The sequence below is a fragment of the Pseudonocardia kujensis genome, from assembly GCF_021283305.1.
Lineage (GTDB): Bacteria > Actinomycetota > Actinomycetes > Mycobacteriales > Pseudonocardiaceae > Pseudonocardia > Pseudonocardia kujensis.
On the sequence record NZ_JAJSOK010000017.1, the window covers coordinates 56,384 to 80,337 of the forward strand.

General features: G+C 71.5%; 17 protein-coding genes. 1 reads left to right on the plus strand and 16 read right to left on the minus strand.

The annotated features are described in order from the left end of the window. The first annotated feature begins 29 nt into the window (after positions 1-29). Positions 30-191 (plus strand): hypothetical protein, encoded by a 162-nt coding sequence (locus LWC35_RS14550; RefSeq protein WP_232870645.1) that lies wholly within the window; start codon positions 30-32, stop codon positions 189-191. Here LWC35_RS14550 and LWC35_RS14555 read toward each other — a convergent pair. From LWC35_RS14555 to LWC35_RS14630, 16 genes are all read right to left on the minus strand, one after another. Continuing rightward, on the minus strand, positions 178-990 hold the full coding sequence (locus tag LWC35_RS14555) for a hypothetical protein (protein ID WP_232870646.1): 813 nt from the start codon (positions 988-990) through the stop codon (positions 178-180). The two genes, LWC35_RS14550 and LWC35_RS14555, sit on opposite strands and share 14 nt — an antisense overlap. 599 nt (positions 991-1,589) lie before the next feature. After that, complete coding sequence (locus LWC35_RS14560; RefSeq protein ID WP_232870647.1) at positions 1,590-2,282, minus strand: hypothetical protein; 693 nt, start codon at positions 2,280-2,282, stop codon at positions 1,590-1,592. Positions 2,283-3,187: 905 nt separating this feature from the next. Continuing rightward, positions 3,188-4,096 (minus strand): ParB/RepB/Spo0J family partition protein, encoded by a 909-nt coding sequence (locus tag LWC35_RS14565; RefSeq protein ID WP_232870648.1) that lies wholly within the window; start codon positions 4,094-4,096, stop codon positions 3,188-3,190. Between the two features lie 3 nt (positions 4,097-4,099). Next, positions 4,100-4,834 carry a ParA family protein gene (locus tag LWC35_RS14570; RefSeq protein WP_232870649.1) on the minus strand — a complete coding sequence of 245 codons (735 nt, stop codon included), beginning with the start codon at positions 4,832-4,834 and terminating at the stop codon, positions 4,100-4,102. 5,291 nt (positions 4,835-10,125) lie between these two features. After that, positions 10,126-10,527 (minus strand): type II toxin-antitoxin system VapC family toxin, encoded by a 402-nt coding sequence (locus LWC35_RS14575; RefSeq protein ID WP_232870650.1) that lies wholly within the window; start codon positions 10,525-10,527, stop codon positions 10,126-10,128. Position 10,528: 1 nt separating this feature from the next. After that, the gene (locus tag LWC35_RS14580; RefSeq protein ID WP_232870651.1) at positions 10,529-10,714 is read right to left on the minus strand and encodes a hypothetical protein; all 186 of its coding nucleotides are present in this window, start codon (positions 10,712-10,714) and stop codon (positions 10,529-10,531) included. Between the two features lie 282 nt (positions 10,715-10,996). Further along, complete coding sequence (locus LWC35_RS14585; protein WP_232870652.1) at positions 10,997-12,871, minus strand: type IV secretory system conjugative DNA transfer family protein; 1,875 nt, start codon at positions 12,869-12,871, stop codon at positions 10,997-10,999. Further along, on the minus strand, positions 12,868-14,046 hold the full coding sequence (locus LWC35_RS14590; protein ID WP_232870653.1) for a C40 family peptidase: 1,179 nt from the start codon (positions 14,044-14,046) through the stop codon (positions 12,868-12,870). Before LWC35_RS14590 ends, LWC35_RS14585 begins: the two co-directional genes overlap by 4 nt. A gap of 13 nt (positions 14,047-14,059) precedes the next feature. Further along, a complete protein-coding gene (locus tag LWC35_RS14595; protein ID WP_232870654.1) occupies positions 14,060-15,655 on the minus strand; it encodes a putative type IV secretion/conjugal transfer ATPase in 1,596 nt (531 codons plus the stop codon). Further along, positions 15,655-17,208 (minus strand): SCO6880 family protein, encoded by a 1,554-nt coding sequence (locus LWC35_RS14600; protein ID WP_232870655.1) that lies wholly within the window; start codon positions 17,206-17,208, stop codon positions 15,655-15,657. The genes LWC35_RS14595 and LWC35_RS14600 overlap by 1 nt, the downstream gene beginning before the upstream one ends. After that, a complete protein-coding gene (locus LWC35_RS14605) occupies positions 17,205-18,773 on the minus strand; it encodes a TrbL/VirB6 family protein (RefSeq protein WP_232870656.1) in 1,569 nt (522 codons plus the stop codon). Before LWC35_RS14605 ends, LWC35_RS14600 begins: the two co-directional genes overlap by 4 nt. A 75-nt stretch (positions 18,774-18,848) precedes the next feature. Further along, positions 18,849-19,670, minus strand: coding sequence for a hypothetical protein (locus LWC35_RS14610; protein ID WP_232870657.1), 822 nt, complete (start codon positions 19,668-19,670; stop codon positions 18,849-18,851). A 101-nt stretch (positions 19,671-19,771) separates the two neighbouring features. Continuing rightward, entirely contained in the window at positions 19,772-20,110 is a 339-nt protein-coding gene (locus LWC35_RS14615; protein ID WP_232870658.1) for a hypothetical protein, read from the minus strand. Further along, entirely contained in the window at positions 20,110-21,039 is a 930-nt protein-coding gene (locus LWC35_RS14620; protein WP_232870659.1) for a hypothetical protein, read from the minus strand. The genes LWC35_RS14615 and LWC35_RS14620 overlap by 1 nt, the downstream gene beginning before the upstream one ends. Before the next feature lie 140 nt (positions 21,040-21,179). After that, on the minus strand, positions 21,180-22,916 hold the full coding sequence (locus LWC35_RS14625; protein ID WP_232870660.1) for a transglycosylase family protein: 1,737 nt from the start codon (positions 22,914-22,916) through the stop codon (positions 21,180-21,182). A gap of 69 nt (positions 22,917-22,985) precedes the next feature. Beyond that, complete coding sequence (locus LWC35_RS14630; protein WP_232870661.1) at positions 22,986-23,813, minus strand: glycoside hydrolase family 16 protein; 828 nt, start codon at positions 23,811-23,813, stop codon at positions 22,986-22,988. Positions 23,814-23,954: the final 141 nt, after the last annotated feature.

Genomic DNA, 23,954 nt, shown 5'->3' on the forward strand with positions numbered 1-23,954 from the left:
CCGACCTCGTCGCCCAGCTGCAGACCGAGATGGCCGGCGCCGAGCTGCTCGTCGACGGCTCGACGGGCCTGCGTGCGCATCCGTTGCTGATCGAGCTCCGGCTGCACAGCGCCAATGCCCGCGCACGACTGCTCGGGTCGGCACTGAGCAGCGCCGTCCAGCGAGCAGGCGTTGGCGTTACCCGCGGTTGAGGGGAACGCGCACCCGGCTGATGTCGACGCGCAGCTCACGTGGGCCTGGTGGGATCCGGTCCGAGTCGTATCTGACCAGCACAGTGTGTCGATCCCGGCGCACGACCGTCGCGTGCCGCCAGCGTCGCGCCACGAAGGCGACCACGGCCTGACCGTCCTTGAGCGCGAACCCGGTTGGGGCCGCGACTCCGAGTTCGGCGAGGTCTGCCGGGTCACCAGCCAGCGGACTGCTAAGTGGCGACCTGGGCTCCTCCGGCAGCTCGGGCTCATCGCTGGGGATGTCGTCGAGCTCGTCGTCGGGCTTGGAGGGCTCGTCATCCGCGTGCTCCTCGACTTGGTCAGCATGGTCAGGCTGGTCGTCGGGCCGCGGGTCATTGAGTCGCGCGTGCTCGTTGTCGAGGACTGGCTCGGCGGCATCGGCACGCCGCGACCCGATGGAGACCACCCGCGAGGACGGTCCCGTCCGTCGCCCCGCCCCACGTGATCGAGGCCCGGTGGGAGCGGCGATAACACGCTGCGGTGTCTGCGCCGGCGCTCTGGCTTCGACCGCCTCGACGGCCACGTCGAGGCCCGCTCGCACGTTCGCCGCCGACAGGACATCAGCGACCGCGACGCCGACGGCCTCGATCGGCGAGCCGGCCGGTACCGACAGCCGCACAGCAAGCCGACCGTCCTTGTCTAACATTGTGGCCTCGCGATGCGCGAGGGCCTCGAGCAGCTCGACGACACTCCCCTTGTCGAGCTCGTCGGCGTCCACATCGAGCACGACGGTCGCCGCCCACTCACCGAAACCGGACATCAGACCCCGCCAGGTGTGATCGTGGCGGCTCGACGGGCACCTTCCGCGACCCGCTGATCCCAGTCGCCCCCCCATTTGGTCGGCGGCGCCGCCAGGCCAATTGCCGCACGATTCGGGGCCTCAACGTAGCCCACCGGCGCCACGCCCACCGGCTACGTGGACCGCTGCCAAGGCGCGCTGATGGCCGTGCACTATCCGACCTTCGGTCCTAGGAACCGTCGGTGGTCAGACAGGCGCCGACAACTAGCTTGGTCGCCGACCAGGTACACACGAGGGCGTCCTCGCAGATCCGTCGTCCACAGGTCCACCACCGGCCCCCGTGGACCAGCGCGGCCACGGTGACTCCAGGGCCGTACCGGCTGGCACCGCCGTGCGCAGCGGCTAGTAGCCGCGCGCCAGGCTGGCTCGTGACCGTCCGGGTGGGCGAGCAGCCCCAGCCCTCCACTGCATCCGCTGTGGTGCCCGGGCCCGGACCGGCCAAGCACGCCGTGACTGGTCGCGCCCTCGCTGTTCAACGTTGTGGCATCGGCGCCCGGTGGTGGGTTCCGGGCTGCTGCCGGCCGCTGTGGCTTCCCGGTAGGCGAGAGACGTGGCCTGGCCTAGTTTGCCGACGCCGGATGCGTCGAGAACAGCTGTGACCAGCGGCTGAAAGTCCGTCTCAGGGGGTGGTTGTCGGCGAGGTGCTCGACTTCTGGGCTGGCGGCAAGCGCGACCAGAGCGAAGCGCAACAGTTGGAGTGACCCCGGCGTGAGAACTGCGTCTCGCAGATCACGGGCTACTTCGATCAGCCACTCGGCAGCTTCCTCGTCGCCGAGTTCAGCATGTCCGACCGCAACTTCGGCTATGGCGAGGAGGTCTGCGCGATGTCTCTGGAGCCATTCGGCCTCCTGTTCGCGCTTGCCCTGGTCGGCAGGCCTTCCCGGTTCGCTAACGGGCTCGCCTCGCAGTCGGGCGACCTTGTGTCGCGCCGCTCGCCGGCGGTCGTGTACGCCCTGCCGGGTGCTCACCCCCAAACGCTGACCAACGAGACGTGGCGGCACGCCGAGACGGTCCGCTTGCTCGAGCAGCCAGGACTCAGCAACCTCGCCCAGCCACCACAACCGCAGCCGCAGCTCGAGCCCGTCGAGCACGTCCGCCTCGAGCACCCAAGCGGGCATCCCGCGGCTGCAGCTGCGGAGAAAGGCAAGTACGTCTGCCGGATCCTCGGACAGCCGCCACGCGTTCGGGTCGTCAACTCGTCGGCGCCGCTCCGTAATCCGATCGATCGCAGCGGCTGCCTGCTCGGCGCTCACAGGAGGAGGGATGGCCACCGTCAGATTTTCTCTGACGGTGCCGCTCGGCGGCGATGAAGATCTTCGCTGGTTCGCAGTGGAGCTGGCGTTGTCCGGCGGTGGTCCCGACGCAATGCAACTGCTTGAACGGGTATGCCGCGGTGAGGGAGCGACTGGAGGGCTGCGCACGTGTCGGGGCCGCAGCCGCCGCGGGACTTGACGTCGCAGCGACAGAGTTCGCCGCGGTCGACGCCGCAGCGCCCGGGCCGAAGTGACGGGCCAGCAGACCGCGAATGTCCAGCGCGGGAACCAGCTGCTGGGTTGGCGTCGCCCTGCGTCTACTAGGGCTGCAATGGCGCGGACGCCGCGATGCGTTCTTGCGCTGCCGCACCACGGGGGTCCAAACACGATCGGGTGGCCACCCGGTCCTCGGCCTGCAACCCGCCGACCAGCAGCTACGGACACTTCGGCGCAAAGGTGCTCCTCCCAGTATCTACAGTTCTCACTAGACTCTCCTGGGCTCGCGTCCAGGCTGTGGCGCGGTCACCTGCGTCTTGGCGGGTTCTTCGCGTGTTGCGTAGGTCTGCTGTGCCCGGCAGGACTCCGAGTGCTAGATCCATTTCACGATGCGGACTGGACTGGCGTGAACTGGCGCTTGATACAGAGGGCCGGGACCAGACGCAGCAGACACACGCCCGGACGGGGAGGCCAGCGCGGAGAGGCAGGTTCCACGCATTCGGCAGGGCAGCCTATGAGGGGCGGAGTAATCGCCGCGGCTTCGGTGCGCCCGTAAACGCCGTTTACCGTCTGGCTACGAGCGGGCCGGAGCAGGGGCCGGCACTCGGACCGGACGGCTGTACCCGGAGCATGCTCGATCTGTCTGGTGGGTGGCCAGCAGCGTCGCGTGGCCACCCACCAGACAGACGTCAGTCCCTGGCGCCGAGAAGCCGAATGAGCTCGGTGAGCTCATCGGGGGTGAAGAGCTTCCGGATGGAGTCGGCGGCCTGCTCGGGAGTGGCGGCGGAGATGCGGCGAGTCGAGCGCGGCCCGGCTTGCTGTGCGGCCGTAGGGCGCCGATAGGGCGGACCTGCTTCGACGATGGCCCGCTGCTCCTCCTCGGGCAGCGTTCCAAACTGCCGAGCGAGCTCCACCTTGAGGATCCCGACCCGGAGGGCATCCTGAAGTTCCGGGATCAGGCCGAGCAGCGCGAGCCGCTGGCTGACATACATCTTGCTACGGCCAATCCGGCGAGCCAGCTCCTTCTGGCTGACGCCCTCCTCAGTCACCCGCGCCATCGCCTGGGCCTCGTCGAGCGGAGCCAAGTTCTTTCTGTGGCCGTTCTCGACCAGCATCACCTCGTACATCGAGGGGATCCGCTCGTCGTTGACCACGGCCGGTACTTCGGAGAGCCCGGCTTCGGTCGCCGCTTTCAGGCGGCGGTTACCGATGAGGGCGACCCACTTGGAGCCGTCGATCGCTTGACGGTGGTCCGGATAGCGCTCGGCGAAGGCGTCGCTGGAGCAGACCAGGATCGGCTGGAGGACGCCGTGTGTGCGGACAGTGTCGACGAGGTCGCGGAAGTCGTCGTCGTCGGTCTCGTCTTCCGCGCCCGGACGATTGAGGGGATTGCCCGCTATGTCGGATATGGGGAGTACGGATTCGCCGAGCTGCGACGGCGCCGGCGGAGCCTGGCTGTCGTCGTGGGTGTTCGGCTCGGGTGCAGGTGCAGGTGCAGGTGCAGGTGCAGGTGCCGGTGAGAGGTTGGGCCGAGGCGTGGGGGCAAAGTCGGGGACTTCTTCCTCGGCCAACGCAGCGAAGTTGACGCGTTTACCCATGGGTCAGCCCTCGGTGGTGGCGTAAACGCCGTTTACCGCAGCCTGCCCCTCTGCGGTGCTTGCGTGCCGGGGAGCCCCGTTCTGGCTGCCGAGCACCTCCAGTGCGAGCTTGAAGAAGTCTTGCCGAGCCTCGAGCGCCACGCGGTTCTTGGCGTACTGGACGACCGTGACGCCCTCCGCCGAAGCCCGCGTGTGCAGCTTGTAATGTCTGATGACGGTGTTGAAGCATGGCCAGCCCTTCGCGGCCACGAACTCCCGAGTCTGGGCGAGATCGCCTTCGCCGTCGCGGGGGTCCCAGTTGTTGAGGAGGACCCGCCAGGGAACGCCGGCCGGTTCGACAAGCCGTTGTATCGACCGTGTGGCGGGCGAGAACGACATGGGCTCCGGTTCGAGTGGAACGATGACGTCGTCGGCCTGCGCAAGGACGGTACGCAGGATCCCCTCGTCTTCCAGGCTGCCAGGGGTGTCGACGAAGATGTGCTCGTAGCGCTTGATCTGTCGTAGCTGACTGAGCACTTCCGGGCGGTCGTGGCACTGGTCGAAGTCGAACGGGAGAGCCTCGCCGACCCGTTGTGCCCACTCGAGCATGGACGCTTGCGGGTCGGTGGAGACGCCGAGAACCGGCGTCGAATCGGTGGTCCCACCAAGCGTGTCGGCGACAACGGCCGCGAGATTGACCGTGACGGTGGTCTTTCCGACCCCGCCCTTCTGATTGGCGATGACGTGCACGCGCGCCATGAGAGAATCCCTCCGTCTGCTTCCCGCCCGGCGGGCGGTACTTCGGATCGCGCAGCATCTTGCCAGATCAGGCACGCGATCCCGCGGAGGTGCACCCGGTGAGTCGCGGCGGCGTGAACAGGGCCGTCCCTGTCCGTTCGGACCGCGTGGGAGCCGGTCAACGGCGTTTACCTCTCCCTCGGCGACCGGGCGCACCGGGACTTTGACCTGGACAGCAGGGTCTGCGACAAGGGTTTGGACGTGGGGTGCGGCAGTCGGCCGAAAACTGCGTTTATCGGGTCGTCCGCACGCCGCCCTACCAGGGTGCGACCAGCATGATGCTCGGCCCGGACGGGGCGCGCCTTGCCTGGCCGTCTCTTGGTCCCTGGTGCCGCGCCCTACTCAGCCGCGTGGCTTACCCGAGTAACCTCCATGGTGTCGCCGAGTCGACCTTTTTCGAAGGCATCTTTCCTCGACGGTCGGTGAGCAACGGGGGCTGGCGACGACGCGGAGGCTCCTGTCGCGATGGGGTCGGCAGGCGTACGAAGATGACCGTCGCCCCGACGGTCGTTCGGCCGATAAACGCCGTTTACTCGCTGCGGAGACCGGAGACCGGAGATCGGAGACCCGGGGGCTCGAGACTTGTGGCAGGTAGCCGCCGGACGGTCGAGCAAGGCCACGCCCGAACCCGCCCCTCAGGTGCGCGGCAATGGTGGGTCCCGCGTCGCTCACGGTCACTATGGGCGCCGGCTACCCGCCTGATGCCGGGCTGCTACCGACCGCGGGGCATCTCCAGCGCATGTCGCCGCATTCGCCGCCGCCGCGCACCGCGCCGGAGCGGCGTAACGGCCCCGGATGAGGATCCACTCGCGTCGCTGGCAGCGGGTGGCGGTGAACCTGAATGCCGGCGGGAACGACGATGCGTAAACGCCGTTTACTGGCCCTCGTGGCGGCTGAGCCTTGGCGCGGACTCCGGGCGATTTGCAGCCCCTAGCTCGCGCGTCCGCGCGGAGGGGTACCCGACTGCGGGACTCCGGCCGCGAGCCAGTACGGGGTTCGGCGGCGCGCGCTGGCCCACGTCGACGGTCCAGTGAGCGCGAAAGCCGCGATAGACGACTTTTACGGCGGTCGCCATCGGGCGCCTAAAGAGCGTGCCGAGGCGCCACATGACAGCGACTGGAGCAACCGGCGCGGGGCGAGTGGAGGCTCCCTACCCGGTGCTGGCCATCGTCGGCGGCGCGCGCCAGATACAGGAACTGACGAGGCAGACTTGAGGAACCGATGAGCCTCCGCTGTGATGCGTGATGCGTGATCGGCGACAGCGGGAGGACGGGCATCCTTTGGTACCAGTGGAGAGCCCTCTGTCGGCGCCCCGCCCTTCCTAGGGAAGCAGGGAAGTCCTGAAGCGTGCTCCGGCCGTCGCGAACTGCCGGCACCGCTGGCAGGTAAACGCCGTTTACGGCCCATCCCGTCCAGGCTGCCGGGGATTTACGCGCGGACCGAGTCGGGCCCGGCGGACCGTCGCTGACATGCGCTCGGCTGGGGTCACCACATCGCTTCCCCGGGACATCGCGCGAGCAGCGGGCGAGCATCCCGAAGCAACAAGAAGAAGGGAGCCGCCGCCCGTCCCTGACCCCCCGCCCGGTCATCCCGCTCCGGGTCCTGGCGGCACGCCTCTGTCCGTAACGCCGTGGTCCGCACTAGGTCATCGCGGCCTCGGCCCCAAAGGTGTCGTTCTACCGCCTCGGTCGGAGGGAGGGCCGCTGGCTGTCGCCAGTGTCTGCGCCATCCCGTTCCTGCCTCACCCAACCGTTGGGGCGGCCCGCGGTCCGTCTCTCGTTTAGACGCAGTCGCCTCGCCCCGAGTGATAAACGCCGTTTACCGGGAGCTCGACCTGCTCCCGTCGCTTAGCTGGCGGCCGGTTCGAACGGCTCATCCGCCGGCACGTGTCCCGACTCAATCGGCGGATCCGGCCCGGACGAGAAGTTCACGTAGCCGCCGCGCGACTGGACCGGGGGCGGCATCGCCTTCCCTCGCGCTGGGCCGGGCGCGGGTTTAGAGGCAAGACGTGGCTCCGCGGAGGGCGCGGGCACGCTGAAAGGCGGTCGAGGCCTCGCGGTGCACCAGCCGACGGACGCGCATTTTAGACGAGCGGCCTGGACCGCTCGCTGCTCGCCTATGGCTTCGTCACCGTTCCGACGAGGCATCCTGAGCTCGTGGTGAGGTCGGTAAACGCCGTTTACCGCTTGGACCGTCCCTGGCCCACGGCGCCCGAAAGCCGGCGGCCGGGCGGCAGTGAGGCTGTAAAGCTCGCACCGTCCTAACATGTCACCGATCGTGGAGGCGGCGGCTCCTCGCTCCGGGTGTTTGAGGCGACCGGTGGGCTTGGCTCGACTGTCTGCGGAGTCGCCAGGTGACGGAATCAAGGGGCTGCGGGCCGAGCTGGACGGGGCAGCGCGCCCAGACCGACCAGGCATCGACCCCTCGTTCCCCAGGCCGGCGTTGATGTCCGGCCGGCACGGTCCATTTCGAGCAGGAAGGCGGAGTCCTGCCCTCAGCCCGCCGACCCCTCGCAACGGACCCATCGCCCAAGCTGTAAACGGCGTTTACGAGCCCTCCTTAGGTGCGGGCGGTGGGCTAGCTGCCTTCTCAGGAACGCGTGGGCACGTGTGTGAACTACAAGCCCGGCGTGCACTGCCTATCGGCCCCGATCGGTACTGCCCATATCGAGTTGGTTGCGGGTCAAGGTGACAGCCTGGCCGGGATCGATCATGGCCCGCCGGGCGCAACGTTCCGGCGATTGCCCTGAACGCGACTTCGGACGGGCCGCGAAGGCCGGCGCTGCCCGAGCAACAAGGGCAGCAGCGATAAACGCCGTATACCTCGGCACTCCGCCCGGACGGAGGTAGCCCCCTCGCCCCCTGGCCGCTGGCGCGCGCCAGCAGCGCGCCGAAGAGCAAGCAGGTCCAACAACCTCGGCCCTAGAGGGCTCGGGTACGAGCGGCCCCGCTGGCGAGCGTCTAAGGGCTGGGCGCACGCAGTGAGCCTTCCTGTGGTCAGCCTTCACGCCTGCACCCCGGGGCACCACGGACCCCCCGTGGCTGCCGGCACAACCTGCGGAGCAGTAAACGGCGTTTACGCGATCGCCGCTGACTACTTGCACGGTATCGCGCCGCCCCCAGTGCAGGGACGTTCTGCCGCCTCTGGCGACACCACTATCGTCAGGCCGCCTGCCCGAGTCGGCCTCCGACGTGGCGAACGTGACCGGAGCGGAGCTCGGCACCGGACAGAGGATTGGAGGCCTGCCGCCACGAGGGCCTCGGAGTAAACGCCGTTTACTCGCTGCCCTGGGTGCGGACGCGCGAAGGTCCGGGTCGGCGTCGCCGAGTGCCGAGCTGAGAACCGAGCACACCTACGGGCCCCCTCCTCCGAAGGGTCGAGACACGGGATCCATATACCAACCCGGCCGGGCCGCCTTCAACTACGCCATCGCCAACCTGGCGGGCCTCGGGTGGGCGCGGGAGTAAACGACGTTTACCGCCCGTCGCACCACCCGATGACCGCCCGATGCCGGGGCACGCAGGACCCGCGTGCCCCTCGCGGATCGTGCTAACCGCCACGCCCTGAGTAGAGCACAAGGCACGGACGCGAGGCGGTCACGGCGCCAGCATGTCGCCGAAACACGCCGGGCACCGCCCAGGCACAGCGTCCAATAGGCGCTCGCAGAGCAGCGGCGCGAGGCTAGGTCCACCACCATTCCTCCGGCAGGCAGTGCTCGCGGCGCCCCAAAGCTGACCTGACGCCCCCCGCTGCCGGGCCATTACAACTTCCGGGGTCGAGTCGCGATCGCCAGCTGCCGCACGCTGGCGGGTGTCCTCGATAGTAAACGCCGTTTAGTGCGCCGGACGGCAGCACCCTTGTATCGACGAACAGCCGCGCACCCTGGCGCTGCGCCGCAACCAAGCCACCGCGAGCACTCGCAACCGGAGCAAGCGATAAACGCCGTTTACGTGTGCCGCTACATCCCGATCGGGTGCATGACACGGCGTGTCGGTCGCCCGATGAGTCGCGCCACCCCCTACCGGCGGGGTATCCTAGTCCCCGTAAGGCGCCCCTTCTTGGCAGGTTGGGGAACTCGCTCCGGTCCGCCGGAGCACCGGCGTGACGTGGCGTGCTGGGCCGCGTGACGCGAGAACCACACGGGACAGCCCTGGCAGGGGCTGTCCCGTTCTCGTTTCCGCTCCGACCATTGGTCGAACGTTTGTTCGAGCCTTGATGAGTATCGAACCCGACTGCTCGCTCACCGGTCGAGCAGGCTGGGCGGGAGCAGGGCCCGACGTCGCGTGGCCTGGTTAAGGCTTGATCGACATCTCTACTGTTCGGTGGCCGTCCGGGTTGTGCTAGAGGCTGAGGTGGTAGGTGTTGGCGGCGCGGGCCGTGGCGTAGCTGCGGACCTCGGTCAGTGAGGTGGCAGGACCGGCCGGCAGCGCGGGGGACGGCCGCGGAGCTTCCCGGCCGTGAATTGCGCCGCAGGGGACGTGCGGTCGATGCCGGGCCGGGGTGGCGCCGTGCTCGCGGGGCACACCCAGAGTCCCTCCCCGCCACCCGTTGCTGTCATAACGCAGCCCGGATAGATGGCTGGTCATGCCGGGATGCGCAGATTCCCCGGACGGCGGATGAACAGCTACCAGACGCGAGCCCGGGGGCCGCGCGTTGGAGCCAGCTTGCGCGGCGCAGTGAGCCGGCGACCAGCGTCGAGGAAATGACTGCACCGCCGGCCGCAGCTGACGGGCTGTCGTGGGGCGCGTAGCCCGTGTATCAGCCACCGACCCGTCGACCTCTTGCCAGCCATCGACAAAACGGCGCAGCAGACCACACTTCGGGAGTTCACCGAACGACTGCGGGACCGCGGATTCGAGGCCAAGGCCATCCGCGGGTCCGTGGCCGCCCTCGCTCGTCGTCCGCTGGCCTACGCCAGCTGGATCTGGGAGCCTCTGGCGGCCGCGGATCGCTGCCATCCAGTCCGGGTCTCCTGTAAGCGACGCACAGAGTCTCGCCGAGCCGGTCCCTGGCCTGCTCCCGGAGGTCGTGTCCAGCGCCGGAACAGGCTCAAGATGACGGCAGGGCCCGACGGTTCCGGTGACGCGGACTGAGGCGCGGTAGCCGTCGATGTCGATCAAATCGTCGCGGGAAGCGGCCACCTGCTGATATTGCGGGACTACAGCTCAGCGGTAGTGCGCTGTGTGGCTGAATCGTCCGCGACCAGGCTGCGACGCCCGACCTCGGCCGCGGCGCAGGGGGAGCCGCGGTCGTCAGGCTCCCAGGAGTACGAGGCCTTCGTGCTCAGCGAAGTCGCTGTAGTCCTTGACGTTGAGCGTCGCGAGTGGGAGCTCGTAGGCGAGGCAGGCGGCGGCGATCCAGCTGTCGTTCTGGGGACGCGGGCGCCCGCGGCGGGCGGCGTAGGCAGTGATCTCACCCCAGGTCCTGGCGACGTCGTCGGTGTACGGGAGCGTGGGGCGGGCCGCCAGCCAGGCATCGAGTGCGCCGCGGCGGGTGGCGCCCCACTCTCGCATGATCGACCAGCGGATGAGCTCGCCGTAGGTCACGAAGGTGATGCCGTGCTCTGCCGTGGCCAACTCGCGGGCGAGGGTGCCGGGCAGGCGGCGCTTGATGACGAGTGAGGCGACGTCGGTGTCGAGGATGATCCGTCGCACGTCAGGCGATGCTGGAGCGGCGCATCTGCCGGAGGTCGGCGAGGAAGTCGTCGAGTTCGTCGTCGTCGTCGAAGATCCCGTCCTGGGCAAGCTCGTCGATGCTGGAGACAGGGGTCGCCTTGGCGAAGATCTCGTCGACGCTCGGCGCAGGTTTGGGGGAGGGCGAGGGCCCAGGCTGGGTCGTCATCGTGCCTCCTCCGGGGCGCTGTCGGCTCGGGCTCATGGTAGCCCGTAGCCGCCGTCGGACAGGTCCAGCGACACCGGAGAAGGCGGCCCGAGAGTGCTCCCCCTGCAAAGGGGGGACGGTCCGCGTGCTGGTGAGCCCCGGCTCTGCGTGGCGGCGTGAGCGCGGGCACCGGGTCAGCGGGCGTCCACTCCCACAGCCAAGAGCCCAGTGCCCGACGCCGCCCGCGCTACGGCCGATCCAGGCTGGTGATCGTGACAAGCTGCTACGCACGATGACACCTGCTCAGCGGTCAGACGGGATGGGCGTGCCGGGCCGATGGCCCGCCGACAGGCTGTAACCCAGCTCGTCGACCGCAGGTACGCCCGCGCGCACAGAAGCCTGATCGGCACGGAGCTGCTTCCAGTCCGGACGTTCGCTGACGTCGACGGTTCTGGCCACGATCGGCCGCAGCGCCCGATGGTAGACCAGCGTCTTGTTCGCCTCCAGCATCCGGATGGCGCCGGGCCGGAACGTGGGGGCGGTCTCGGTGCCAATCGAGGCGCGGCCGGGGGAGAGGAACCCGTCGGAGTGGGCCTGGTGCCGGATCCGCTCGTGGTGCCCGCCGAGGGTGGAGGCCCACTCGAGGGCGTCAGTGTCCTTGAGCCCACCCCAAAGGCTGAGGGTGGTGGTGTTGTCCAGGAGCAGGCGGGCGCGGGCGGTACCGAAGGCGTCGTCGAGCTGGGCGCGGGACTGCGCGGCCCAATGGATGACCACGCCTTGGCCGGCGGAGTCGGAGACGATGTCGGGCAGGCTCGGCGCGGGAGTGGCGTTGGTGAGCTCGTCGAGCACGGCGGTAGCCGGAGGTTCAAGTCGACGTGTGGGGAACGACTTGGCCAAATCGGTCGCGGTGGTGAGCCATTCCTCGGCCAGCGCGGTCAGCAGCGGGACCGCGGCGGCGGCGTGCTGGCGGCCGGCGATGAGGAACAGACTGCCCTGGTTGCCGATGAAGCTGCGCGCGTCGAAGCCCTCCCCGGGGCGCGGTGAGCACAGCGCGCGCAGGGCGGGGCTCATCAGGGGCTCGATGACGCGGCGGACCGACATCCACACTGCATCCGCGGTGCGGTCGACCATGCCCATCTCGGAGGCGAGGTTCTTGGCGACGTCCGTGTTGTAGGGCTCGAGTAGACCGACCGGCTCACGATCGGCCGGCCTGGCGGTGGCCCACCGGATCAGCGAGCTGATCCCGCGGTTTCCCAACGCGGCCGCGTGCAGATACGCGGTGAGAACGACCTTCGCGCGTTCGCGAAACACGCGGTCGTTGCCGGCGCCGGCCCCGCCGCCGGCCTCCACCGCCACGGCCGAGGCTTCGACCATCGTGTGCGCCCGGCGCTCGGCGGTGGCGTAGTTGTGGCAGCCCTGGATCGGGGACCAGCGCAGCTGTGCAGGCCAAGCAGTGGTGCCGGTGGCGTCGAAGACCAAAACCGGGCCGGCGAGGAACCGCCGCGTGCGGGCCAGCGCGACGAACTCCAGCAGGTCAGGCTTTGTCGTCGAGCACAGCAACGCCCCGGGTGCACCGAGGGCCTTGTGCACGAGGTCGCGGCGGCTCTTACCGGTCTGGGTCGGGGCCAGCGTGCCCGTGGGACTGGTCAGCGGACTGCACATCGGGCCGATCGCGCCGCGGTGCAGCGGCGCCCCGACCTCGTCGAGCGGGGCGCGCTTGCGCTCGAGCCTCGACAGGCTCGGACGGGTCCACTCCGCGGTCCGTCGGGCGGCGGCGAGGGAGAGCTCGCGGCGGATCTCGCGGCGGCTGGCATGACCGGGACCGGTCGGCCCCCAGCGCCGCCACGCCAGCATCGCCAGGGCGACCAGAACCGTCGACGCAAGGCCGGCGAGGACCGCCACGGTGAACCAGTACGTCTGCGGATGCCCGATGAGCTGCTCGGCCCACGGCGGCCCGACCGCGGCACCCGGGTCGGCGGGATGAGCCAGCACCGAGAACGCCAACGGCCACCAACCGCCGGCATCGGGCCAGGACAGCGGGGCGCCGAGGAACCCGGACGCGAGCACGACCGCGATGCCGAGCAGCCCGGCCGCGCCGACGAGCAGCCCGAGCCCGGCCAGGGCAACACCGGCCAGGGCCAGGTCGCGGTCGGCGGTGGGGGAGTGGTACCGGCTCACGCGGGTGCCCCCAGCGCGGCCGCGGACCCGGCAGCCGGTGTCTCCCCGACCGGGCCGGCGATGTGGCGCACCGCGACGACCTGGTCGGCCCACTTGCTGACCGGCTGCAGGATGACCCCACGGGAGGAGTCGTAGGCGTTCACGATGATCCCGTTCCCGGCATACATGCCGACGTGGCGGGGGTTGGTGGGCGAGCCCAACGAGCCCGGGATGAACACCAGATCCCCGGGGGAGAGCTGAGCGAGCGAGGCAGGGGTGCCGGCGAACTTCTGGTTGACCGTGCCGGCCGGGATAGCGACGCCGACGGCGGCCCACGCGGCGGTCATCAGGCCGGAGCAGTCGAAGGCGCCCGGGCCCTTGGCACCCCACACGTAGGGCTTGCCGAGCTGGGCGAGGGCGTAAGAGACCGCAGCTCGCTGCTGCGGATCGGCCGGAAGCCGGAACCCGGGCGGGAGCTCCCCGGGATCGACCAGCGCGGGCCCACCCGGCGGCAGCCCACCAGCGCCCTGGTCGGGGCACAGGGTGGTCGCCAGCGACGCCAACTGCGCCTGCCCGCCCTGGGCGCCCGACAAGGATGCTGCAGGGTCGGGGACGGGGCTGTCCGGGCCCTGCCAGAACTGCTCGACCAGCGCCGCGGCCGCCGGCTCCTGGGGGCCGTAGCGGCCGGGGTAGCCGGAGGCCTGCACGGTCTGGGCGGCCTGGCCGGGCGGCAGGATGTCCCAGCCGGGCACCGCGAGCAGCCGGTCGTAAAAAGCGCCCGCGGCGTAGGCGGGGTTGAGGACCCGCTCCGGGCCTCCCCAGCCCATCGAGGGTCGCTGCTGGAACAGCCCGAGGGAGTCGTCGAGGCCGTAACGGACATTCTGCAGCTGCGACTCGACGATCGCGGTCGAGACCGCGATGACTGCGGCCCGCTTGGGCAGCCGGCGCTCGACGGCGAGCCCGATGATGGTCTGGGCGTTGGTCATCTGCTCGGCCGACCACACCCGCGGCCCGACCTGCCGGGTGCCCCCGCCGGGCCCGCCGTCCCCGCCGCAGCCCCCACCGAGGGCGCCGCCGAGGGCAGCGATCAGCGTCAGGCCGACGACCAGGACGGTCACCGTCAACACCACGACCGCGGCACCGATCGCGGCGACCAGCTTGACCCGTGAAGGGTTCACCGGGGGCGAGGAGCTCATCGAGACCCGCCGTTCAGCCGGCTGCGGCAGCGCTGCCGGCGGTGAGGCCGGGGATGCCGGGGGAGGGGGCACGCAGCTGGGCGTTAGTGTCGAAGACGCGCATTTCGACGCTGGAGAGCACAGTCTGGACCTTGTAGCCGGGGTTGTTCTCGATCTTCCACAGGGCGCGGCCGCGACGTTCCATGGCCCAGCCCCCAGCGACGTCTTGTTCGCGTTCGGTGAGCGCGAGCTCGGTGGCCAACTCGTCGGCGACCCGGGTGGACTGGCCGAGCAGGATCCGCGTCGAGCACAGCGCGAGCAGGTCCTTGGCGATCGCGAATTCCTGCGATCCGGCGGCCCCGACCGAAAGCAGGTCCGACGGCTTGTGCATGACCAGCAGCTGGATCTTGCGTTCGGCGCGGGACAGCCGCAGGTCGGAGTCCACGGCGTGCACCGCGCGCAGGCCCAGGCGCATCTGCCGCCACACCTCGTCGCGGACCACGACCCGCACGTCGCCGTCGTCTTGCAGGTCGGTGATCATCGACGACCAGGAGCCGAGGCAGGTCAGCGCGACGGCGATGGCCTGGTCGCCGCGGCTGCGCAGCAGCGACAGGTCCATGGACTGGATGGGGGCGTCCCAATCCAGCGCGAAGTTGGTGGGCTCGTCGAACAGCCCGGCCAGGGGGCCGGTGACCAGGTTGGCCAGCGCGTCGGTGATCAGGCGGGTGTGGTCGAGGAACTGCCGGCGCCCGGCGAAACGGGCTTCGGCCCACAGCGTGTCGTCGGGGTTGGCGAGCTCGCGGGCGACGTCGGGGATGGTGATCGGGCGCAGGCGGGTGTAGCCGTCGGCGGCGCCGACGAGGCGGCGCAGCACGGTGGCGAGCACGAGCTCGTCGGTGACGGTAGGAGAGTAGCCCTGGGTTTCGGCCAGCGCGGCGAGCAGCGTGGTCCAGCGCCCGAGCACACCGGCGAGCTCCTCGCGTTGCCGCTCGAACGACCAGGTGTCCCAGCGGGCCGCGAGCGGGCCGAGGTCGAGCGCGTTGAGCCGGGCCGAGCTGCCGCGGCCCAGCGCGATCGGGGTGATCCCGAGGGCGCGCAGCAGCGGGGTGTACTCGCCTTTCACGTCGCCGGAGATCAGCGTCTTGATGCCGAACAGCATCATCCGCAGCACCAACGCCACAACGGTGGAGGACTTGCCGCGGCCGGGCTCCCCGAAGATGACGATGTTGGGGTTGGTGGCGATGCCGCGCAGCAGCCATTCGATGGGGTGGCAGTAGAACGCGCCGCCGGAGAGCACGTCGTAGCCCATCCGGGCGCCCACCGCCGGGACCCCGTTCGCGGCGAGCAGAGGGAACAGCCCGCCGATCTCGCCGGTGATGGCCTGGTAGACCGGCGCCCGGGCGGTGGCGTCCACCGGGGACCAGCCCCCGGCGGGCTCGGTGTGCCCGCGCCGCGGCGCGGTCGGCCGGTTGATCCGCCGGTCCTGCTCCTGCTCGGCCGCGGCCGGGTCGACCGCCGGGCCGGACAAGGTGGGGGCGCCGCCGAAGGTGGCCAGCAGCTCGAGGGCGCCCCGCCGATCGGTGCTGCGGTCCCGGGAACGCCTGCGCAGCAGGCTGCTCAGCAGGCCCATCAGCTCAGCGCTCCGCGCATGCGGGGCAGGCCGGCCCCGACCGGGAGGGCAGCGGAGACGAACGCGGAGTCCTGGGCGAGCTCCAGGCGCAGCAGCCGGAACCGGCCGGAGGCGTCGTTCTCCAGCTTCGCGGCGTGGTCCTCGAGATTCCAGCCGGCGGGCACGGTGACCGACGCGGCGACGGTGTAGCGCACCATCGCGTGCCCGGCCGCGACCGCGGATTCCTGCGCCCGGGCGCCGCCGGCGCGGCGGGCGTCGGCGGCGGTGGTGGTGAACCCCTTGGCCGCCTTGTAGTCGGTCATGACGTTGTTGCGGAACCGGCCGCGCTGCACCGCGCGCTGCGCGGCGCGCTGGGAGAGGACCTCGTAGTGGATGGCCAGGGTGCGCCGTTCCCCAGCAGTGCGGACCGCGAGCAGCGGGCCCAGCGACCCGAACACGGTGCCGGCCTCGGGCATCAGCACCGTGTAGGAGACCGAGGAGAACCCGTCGTGGTGGTAGGCCCGCGCCGACGGGCTGGGGGCCAGCGTGGGTCCGGCGGCCGCCATCGGCAGCCCGTCCTCGCCGTCGGGGTCCGGGGCGGGGTGGGTGAGGTGCGCGGCGGTCAGGGCGGCGGCCGCGGCCGGGTTGAAGCCGGTGCGGATGGCCTCGGCGAGCCCGGCGGAGGTCAGCCAGGACACCGTGCGCACGCCGAGGGCTTTGAGCTGGTCGTCGATGCCGTCCAGGACCCGGTAGAGGGCGTAGGCGCGGCCGGTGATCCCGCCGCCGGCGGCCTTGGCCGGCCGGTTGAGCGCGGTCTCGGAGCCGGACACGGTCACAAACAGCTCGGTGCGCACGCTAACCGAGCCGATGGTGTGGTCGAGCTCGTCGGTGGCCGCGCGGGCCAGCTCCGGGGCCCGGGGGTCTTCGTGGGCGGCGCGCCACACGTCGTACTCGGTGCCGTCATCGGGCACCGTGCGCACATACAGCGACAGGCGGTCGACGACCTCGCGGTGGCCGAGCGCGATGAGCAAGGTGCCCAGCCGGGCGGCGAGCCGCTCGCATTCGGCGTCCGAGAGCATCCCGACGCCGTTGTGGGTCAGCCGCGCGGTGGCTCCCCAGCGGCCTTCGACGGTGTCGTGGATCAGGCACACCCGGCCCTGGTGATGAAACGGTGGGCCGTCGGGGAAGGTGAGCCGGGCCAGCACGCCAGGCAGGTCGGGCTCGTGGGCTGGTCCGGGGTCACCGGCGGCTGCCCGGGACTGCCAGGGCGACCAGCGCAACAGCACGCCCAGCTGAAACAACAGCAGATCGCCCAGCCAGCGCAGCGCCGACCGGCCGCGGATCGGCACGACCACCAGGGCGGCGAGCGTGCCGTTGAGCAGCAGCCAGGTGAACGCGGCCGACCAGCGGCCCGCCGACATGGCCAGCAACACCGGCGCGGCCAGCCCGAGACAGGTCAGCGCCTGTACCGGGGTCAGGCCCAGCACCCACCCGGAGCGCTCCTTGGTGTTCAGCCCCCGATACACCCGGGGCCCGGCGGCACCCGTTTCTTGATCGCGTGTCGTCGTGCTCACGGGATCACCGCCTCGCTCGCTCCACCAGCACCCGCACCTGCGCCGCCAGCTCCGCCGCCTGGGCCACCGCCGGGGCCGCCCCAGCTGCCTTCGGGGTGCAGGGGTTGTTCCGGCGGGGGCGTCTCGCCCGCACCCCCGCCGGGGGCGCCATCGGTGTCCGCCTGCGCCGACGCCGGTTCGATCGCCGCCACCCCGTCCCCGGTCCCGCGGTCCGGGTCGCCGCCGATCGGTGACACGTCCGGCGACCCCGGGCCACCCGCGGCGCTGCCGTCACCGCCTCCGCCGGCGGACCCGCCGGGCTGCGACGACGCACCGGAACCGCCCGCCGACGAGCCGCCCTGCCCAGACTGCCCGGAGCTTGCGTGGCGGGCCCCGCCGGCGCCCGCGCCGATGCCGCTGGCGTCCATTTGGCTGTTGGCGTAGTTCGAGGCCCCGTGCGCGGCCCCGGACACCGCCGCGCCGACCGCGGCGAACCCGCCCGCCGCGCCGGCCGCGGCACCCGCGCCACCGGCAGCGGCACCGCCGGACGCTCCCGCGGCCCCACCGCCTCCAGCCGCGCCACCGCCGGCGCCGCCGGAAGCGGCGTCGAAGCGCGCGGTGTTGGTCTCCTCGGCCGACGAACCGCCGCCCGAGCCTGCGCCCTGCCCCGGGCCGGAACTGGACGAGCCCAGCGAGCGCAGCGCCAAGCCGGCCTGGGTGCCAGGCTCGACGAAGGCGAGCAGCCGGTAGATCGTCATCGGGCAGAACACCGCGACCAGCAGCACCCCGGTGCCCACGAGCAGGCCCCCGACCCCCCTCGGGGCGGCCATCAGGTTCACTCCGATCACCAGCACCAGGGCCAGGGCGGGCTTCATCAGGATCGCCGCGAGCATCCAGCGCAGGCTGCGCCAGAACCAGGTCGAGGTCGTCTGGGTCATCAGGCCGGCCGCGGTGATTGGGATGGTGGCCAGCAGGATCCAGATGACGGCCTGCCGGAAGATCATCTGCAGGGCGAATCCCACGGCGGCGGGGATGACCCCGAACAGCGCGACCAGCCCGAGGATCACCGCGCGCACCGTCTCGTCGGCCTGACTGGCCAGACCGAACTCGGGATTGTCGGCGAAGACGGTCTCCATCTCCCCGTCGCTGAGCAGGGTCTGGAAGTTGGCCGCGTCCAGGCCCCTCTCCAGCAGCAGGGTGGTCAGCCCCTCCGCCCCGCCGAGCAGGGCGGCGACGATGCCGAAGGTCATCGCGATGGCGATGCCGTAGGCCACTGGCCCGGACACCGCTCGCCAGAACCCGGCCCCGCCGCGGGCCACGGTGGTGCTCAGCTGCCAGAAGAACAGCCCCAGCGCCACCACCCCGGAGATCCACAACAGGGTGGGCCACACCCCGGCCAGCGGGCTGTCCCCAGACAGCCGCCCGTCGGCGTCGACGAGATTGGACCCGTCGCCAAACCCGAGCAGGGCGTCGACGAGCTCGAACGCCCCGCGCAGCAGCCACAGCGCGGCCGCCCAGACCGCCTTCATCACCTTGTCGATGGCGGAGGAGACGAACCCATTGACCGCGTCAGCGACCAGATCCATCGACCCTGCCCTCCCTCATCCCGTCCCGGGCGGTCGCGAACCGGGCCCTCGTGTGCCGGGTGGTCGTGCGCCGGCTCATGCGAGCGGCCGGAATCCGGCGGCCACCGCTTCCGCGGTGCCGGGCCACAGGTCCGGGCCCGGGGCCGCAGCCGCGCCAGGAGAGACCCGCCACTCCGCCGCTCCGTCGGCGGTGGGGCCGTGGCGCAGCGCCTGACAGTCCCCGATCCCGCCGGAGGCGATCTGGCCGTGGTACTGCACAGTCAGCTCCCCGAGCACGCACACCACCGCGTAGCGGCCGCCGTCGGTGGTGCCCTTCACCAGCGCCGAGGTGGGGGAGTAGGTCACCTGCATCCCGGCGATCGGCCCGGTCGCAGGGAGCCCGGCCCGGGAGCGGAACACCCGCAGCTCGCCTGTCATCCGGGCTGCCGCGGCCGCCGGGGCGCCCGGCAGCGCGACCGAGGTGTAGGCGGCGGCGTAGGTGTCCGGGTCGCCGCCGGCCAGCCCGGCCACCATCAGTGCCGCCTGCTGGGCGATCGCACCCTCCACCGTGCCGGGAAACCCGCCCGGCACATACCGCCCGGCGATCACCCCGGGGGCGGGCAGGCTCAACGGTGGGCCGGCGCTGTCGGAGGACAGGGTGTGCGGCTGCGACGCCGACTTGGGGAACGGCGGCATCGCCCTGGTCGCCAGCGCGGTCTGCGCCGCCAGATCCCAGCCCTCGCCATCCACCGCAGCCGCGCCGGTGCCCGGCAGCGGGGTCGGGCCCGGGTCGCGGCCCACGCCCAGCAGCAGCGCCACCAGCCCGGCCACCAGCGCCACCACGACCACCGTGATCCCGGCCAGCACGACCAGGGCTTGCCGGCGCCTGCGGGCGGCCTCGGTGGGCGGGCCGGGCACGCGGAAGGGTCCCGCGCGCCGAGCAGGGGCATCGTTGGTTCGGCCGCTCAAGCTGCCGAAGCTGCCCGAGCTGTTAGGGCTGAAGATGTCGTTCACCGGCGTCAGCCCGTGGCGAAGGTGGACAGCACCGAGTAGCCCACGGCGTAGAGGAACGCGGCGCCGACGCTGGCGAACATGGTGATCGCGCCCATCCGGCCGAACCGGTGGTGGTCGGCGATGCGCCCGCCGGCGAACAGCGCGACGCCGGCGAAGAACCCGGCCACGATGGCCGCGCCGGCGCCCCACTTGATGTAGCCCAGGACGTTGGTGATGTTCTCCGCCCCGGGCGGGGCGGTCGGGTTCGGGTTCGGCAGCTCCTGGGCCAGCAGCTGCTCGGCGACGTGGGCGAGAACCTGCGGCAGCGTGGTCACAGCGAGGGTGAACAGGGTCGGGGTGGACATCAGCGGCGGGCCTTTCGTGAGCGCGGATGGCCGAGCTCGGGCAGCAGGCCCCAGTCGGCGAGAAGAGGACAGACGGCGGCGAGGACCTTGTCCGGAACCAGCTCGTCGGTGACTCCGCCGATCTCCAGCTCGGAGTCGTGGGGGATGAAGAGGGCGTCGTCGAGCAGCGGGTCCAGGCGCCGCCCTGCCGCGCCGGTGACCCCGCCAGGCCAGCGCTTCGCCCCGGTGACGGCCAGCTGACACGGTGGCAGCGCCACCCCCCGGGAGATCCACGGGTCGAGGCGGGCGAGGACCTGTTCGGCGTGCCGCAACGACGGGCGGGTCGGGCGGACGACCAGGATTGGCCGCGGCGCGGGGGTGCCGCGGCGTAACCAGCCGCCCGCGCCGATCAGCGGGTTCGCCGTGGTCCGCCAGCCGTCATGGCCGATGTCGACCACCGTCACGTGTAGCGGGTCGACCTCGGGCAGCCACTGCGGAGGCGGTGGGACCAGGCTGGGCGTGACCACCGGTAGCGGCGACTCCAGGCGGGCCAGCAGCGCGTGCCCGCGCCACGAGTAGCGGATCGCCACCTGGTCCGACACCGGTGAAAGCCACGGCCCCTCCGCCAAGGTGGCGGCAGCCAGGCCGGAGCGGGCCGGATCCGCGGCGTCGATCAGCAGCACACACCGCGCTGCCAGCTGCAGCGCATCCGCCACCGCGGCCGCTAGCACCGAGGCGCCCGCCCCCGGGGAGCCGGCCAGTACCGGGATGACCGCGCCGAACCCCGACCAGTCCTGCGGGCGGGAGGCCACGTTCGGCAGATCCAGCTTGGCCATCCCGGCCAGGCCCGCCCCAGCCTCCGCAGCCGCGTGCCGGGCCTCCGCGCCACGACCGGCCGCGACCAGCCCGGCTGCGGTGTCCACCACCGATTCGACGTCGGCGTAGTCCACCTGGTGCTCCCCGGCGGATTCGCACAATAAAGCCGCAAACGGGTGCAGCAACTCGTCGATCGAGGCTGCCGGGCGCGGCGCCGTCTCGGCCGGGCCAGCTGCGGGTGGAGGTGGCCCCTGTGGGCGCTCCATCACCGCGGTCATTCAAGGCCCAGCCGCTGCGAGCAGGCCGGCCACGCCGAGTAGCCGCCCCGGTCCTCCCGGACCTTCTCCGCGACGGCGATCTGCTGCTCGCGCGTCGCCTCGCCCGCCGACGGCGCGTACTCCCCGCCGCCGTAGGCCTTCCACGTGGGGCCGTCGAACTGCAGCCCACCGCTGTAGCCGCTGCCGGTGTCGATCGACCAGTCGCCCCCGGACTCGCACTCCGCGAGCCGGTCCCACGGCGCAGTGCCCGCGGTGGCTGCCGCGGCCGGGGCTGGCGCCGTGCCAGCGGCAGGGGTCTCACCGCCCCGGTCCGGGTCCTGCCGCTGGCCGTCCTGCCGCTCCTCGGAGTCCGCGTCCTGCCCGCTCCGCTGCCCGCTGTCGGCGTTGTCCGCGCGGTCGCGGCTATTGCTGCTGTGCTCGGCCGGGTCGTTGTCGGGCCCCCCGTCCCGCGGGCGCCTGTCCCCCGCAGAGCGATTTGCGCTGCGGCCCGGCGAGCTCGACGAGGCGTCACCTGTTGCATGGTTGGGGGCCGAGCTGCCCGCAGAACCTCTCGCAGAGCCTCCGGTCTCGCCCTCGTCGGCCTGCGGAAAGCCGGCCTCGGCGAGTTTGTCCGCGAGCGCCTGCGCGGTGGGGTCGTCCTGGGCCTGCGCGAGCGCTTGCGAAAGGGTTGCCACCTGCTCGTCGAGACCGCCCTCGCGAGGGGTCGCGGCGACCGAACCGTCCGGCGGCTGTGCCGAGGCCCCCGAGTGTGAGTCGGCCGAGTCCGAGTCGGAGTCCGCGTCCTGCGCCGAGTCGGCCGAGGCAGTGTTGCCACGGGCCTGGTCGCTGCTGACGTTGTTGCCCGCGGCGTCGGGCTGGGCGTCGAAGCCGGCGTCGCGGAGCTTGTCGGCGAACGCCTGCGCATCGGGATCGTCGGGTTGCTGCGCCAGCTCCTGAGCCAGGTCGTGCACGTCCTGCGCCCACGGCTGCGCCTCGTGCGTGCCCCCTCGGTCCGTGCCGCCGGCGGCTACGGCAGAGCTGTTCTGGCTGCAGACCTGCACGCCGGAGCTGTCTTGTGCGGCAGGTCCGTCCTGAGCGGCCGAGTCTGCGGCCAGCTTTGCCCCCTCGGCAACCTGAGAGAACACCGCGCTCATCGCGCCGCCCACCCTTGTCGAGTCAGCCGCGGCTGCTGCGGCGGACACGGCCGGAACCGCGTTCGCGGCCGCCTCCTCGGTGGGGTCCGGCAGCACGGCCGGCTGCGCGTTCGCCGGCCCGTGGCGCAGGTCCGCCGGGGTGGGGGAGAACCCGGCCGCGGCAACGACCACGGCGAGCTGCTGCGCGGCCGGGGCGCTGCTGGTCATCAGGGCGTCGGCCAGGTCGTGCGCGCGCTGGCGCCAGCCGGTGGCGACCGCCGGGGTGAAGCCCATCGCGCGGAACTCCTGCACCAGGGTGGCCGCCCGGGGGTCCTCGGAGCTGATCAGGGTGGTGAGCAGGGCGCGGGTCTGGTCGACGAGTTCCTGTGCCTGCTCGAGGGTCTTCGGATCGAGCTGTGGCGAGCCGGTCGCGGCGCCGCTCGGCGAACCCGTGTCACGGGCACCGGAGCCGGCACTGCCGTCGGCGTCGGGACCGGACTCGCGGGTGCAAGTGAGGGCGTCGGTGAGCAGGGGAGCCGCGGCCGCGGCGCCGGCCGCGGGGCCTGCGGTCAGGGCGACCGTGACCAGCACGACCGTCGCCGCTCTACGGGAAGCGGACATGAGGAGACTCCTGAACAGGAAGCGAGCTAGTCGCTGGGTAGGGGAGGGAAGATCAAGCAGGCGCAGCGCTCAGCCGCCGGACCTGTCGGACCGGTCGGATCCATCTCGGCGGCTGTCCCGGGACGAGCCCTGGTCGGATGAGCCGGCGCGGGAGGGGCGACCGGGCTCCGCACCGCTGGACTCGTCGTCGTCCTGTGCGCCGGTGTCGGCCGAGCTGCCACCGGAGCTGCTGACCCCGTCGCCGCTGTACTGGCGAACCCAGTCGACGTGCATGCTCGTCTCCTGGTCCGGGTTGCCGAAGTTGTCGAGCTGGATGGTCAGGTGCATCGGCCCAGGCGGCAGGTGGCTCTTCTCGGTGGTCACGAACCACTCCTCGCCGTCGACGAAGTAGGCAATGTGCTCGGCGGTCCACTCCACGGCGAAGGCGTGCCACCGGGTCGCGTCGACGTCGACCGATGCGGTCTCCTGGGAGTTGTCGGCGCCGTAGTGCAGGAACCCGTCGACGGACCGGCGGTCCGGATCGGAGATCTCCATGAAGTCGACCTCGCCGCCCTCGGGCCAGTTCTCCGCGTCCGGCCACAACAGCAGCAGGCTGTGCAGGTCGTTCGAGCCAGCCGGGGAGCGCACGCAGCCCTCCCAGCGCCCGTACATCTGGCCCGGGTTCCAGGCCATCCCGCCGCTCTGCCCGCTCGGGTCGCCGGTGATGGTCAACAGCCCGTCCAGGACGGAGATCGCCGCGGGGGAGCGGGTGCCGTTGCCGGCGTGCCCGGCACCGTCGTAGATGCCCCACTCGTCCTTCGAAGACCCGGCGTCGAACTCGTCGGCCCGGTTGGGGCTGCCCCAGCCGAACTTGTCCGCCGCTGTCGTCGGGCAGTTCCCGTTGCTCGAACCGGACACGGTGCCGGACCTGATGCCGGCGCTGGTGCCCGGTCGGGGCGAGCCACCGCCGCCCGCCCCGACCGAGTCTTCTCCGGTCTCCCCGTCCCCGGAGCTCCCCGAGCCGGCCCCAATGGATCCACCGCCTGAACCCACCGACCC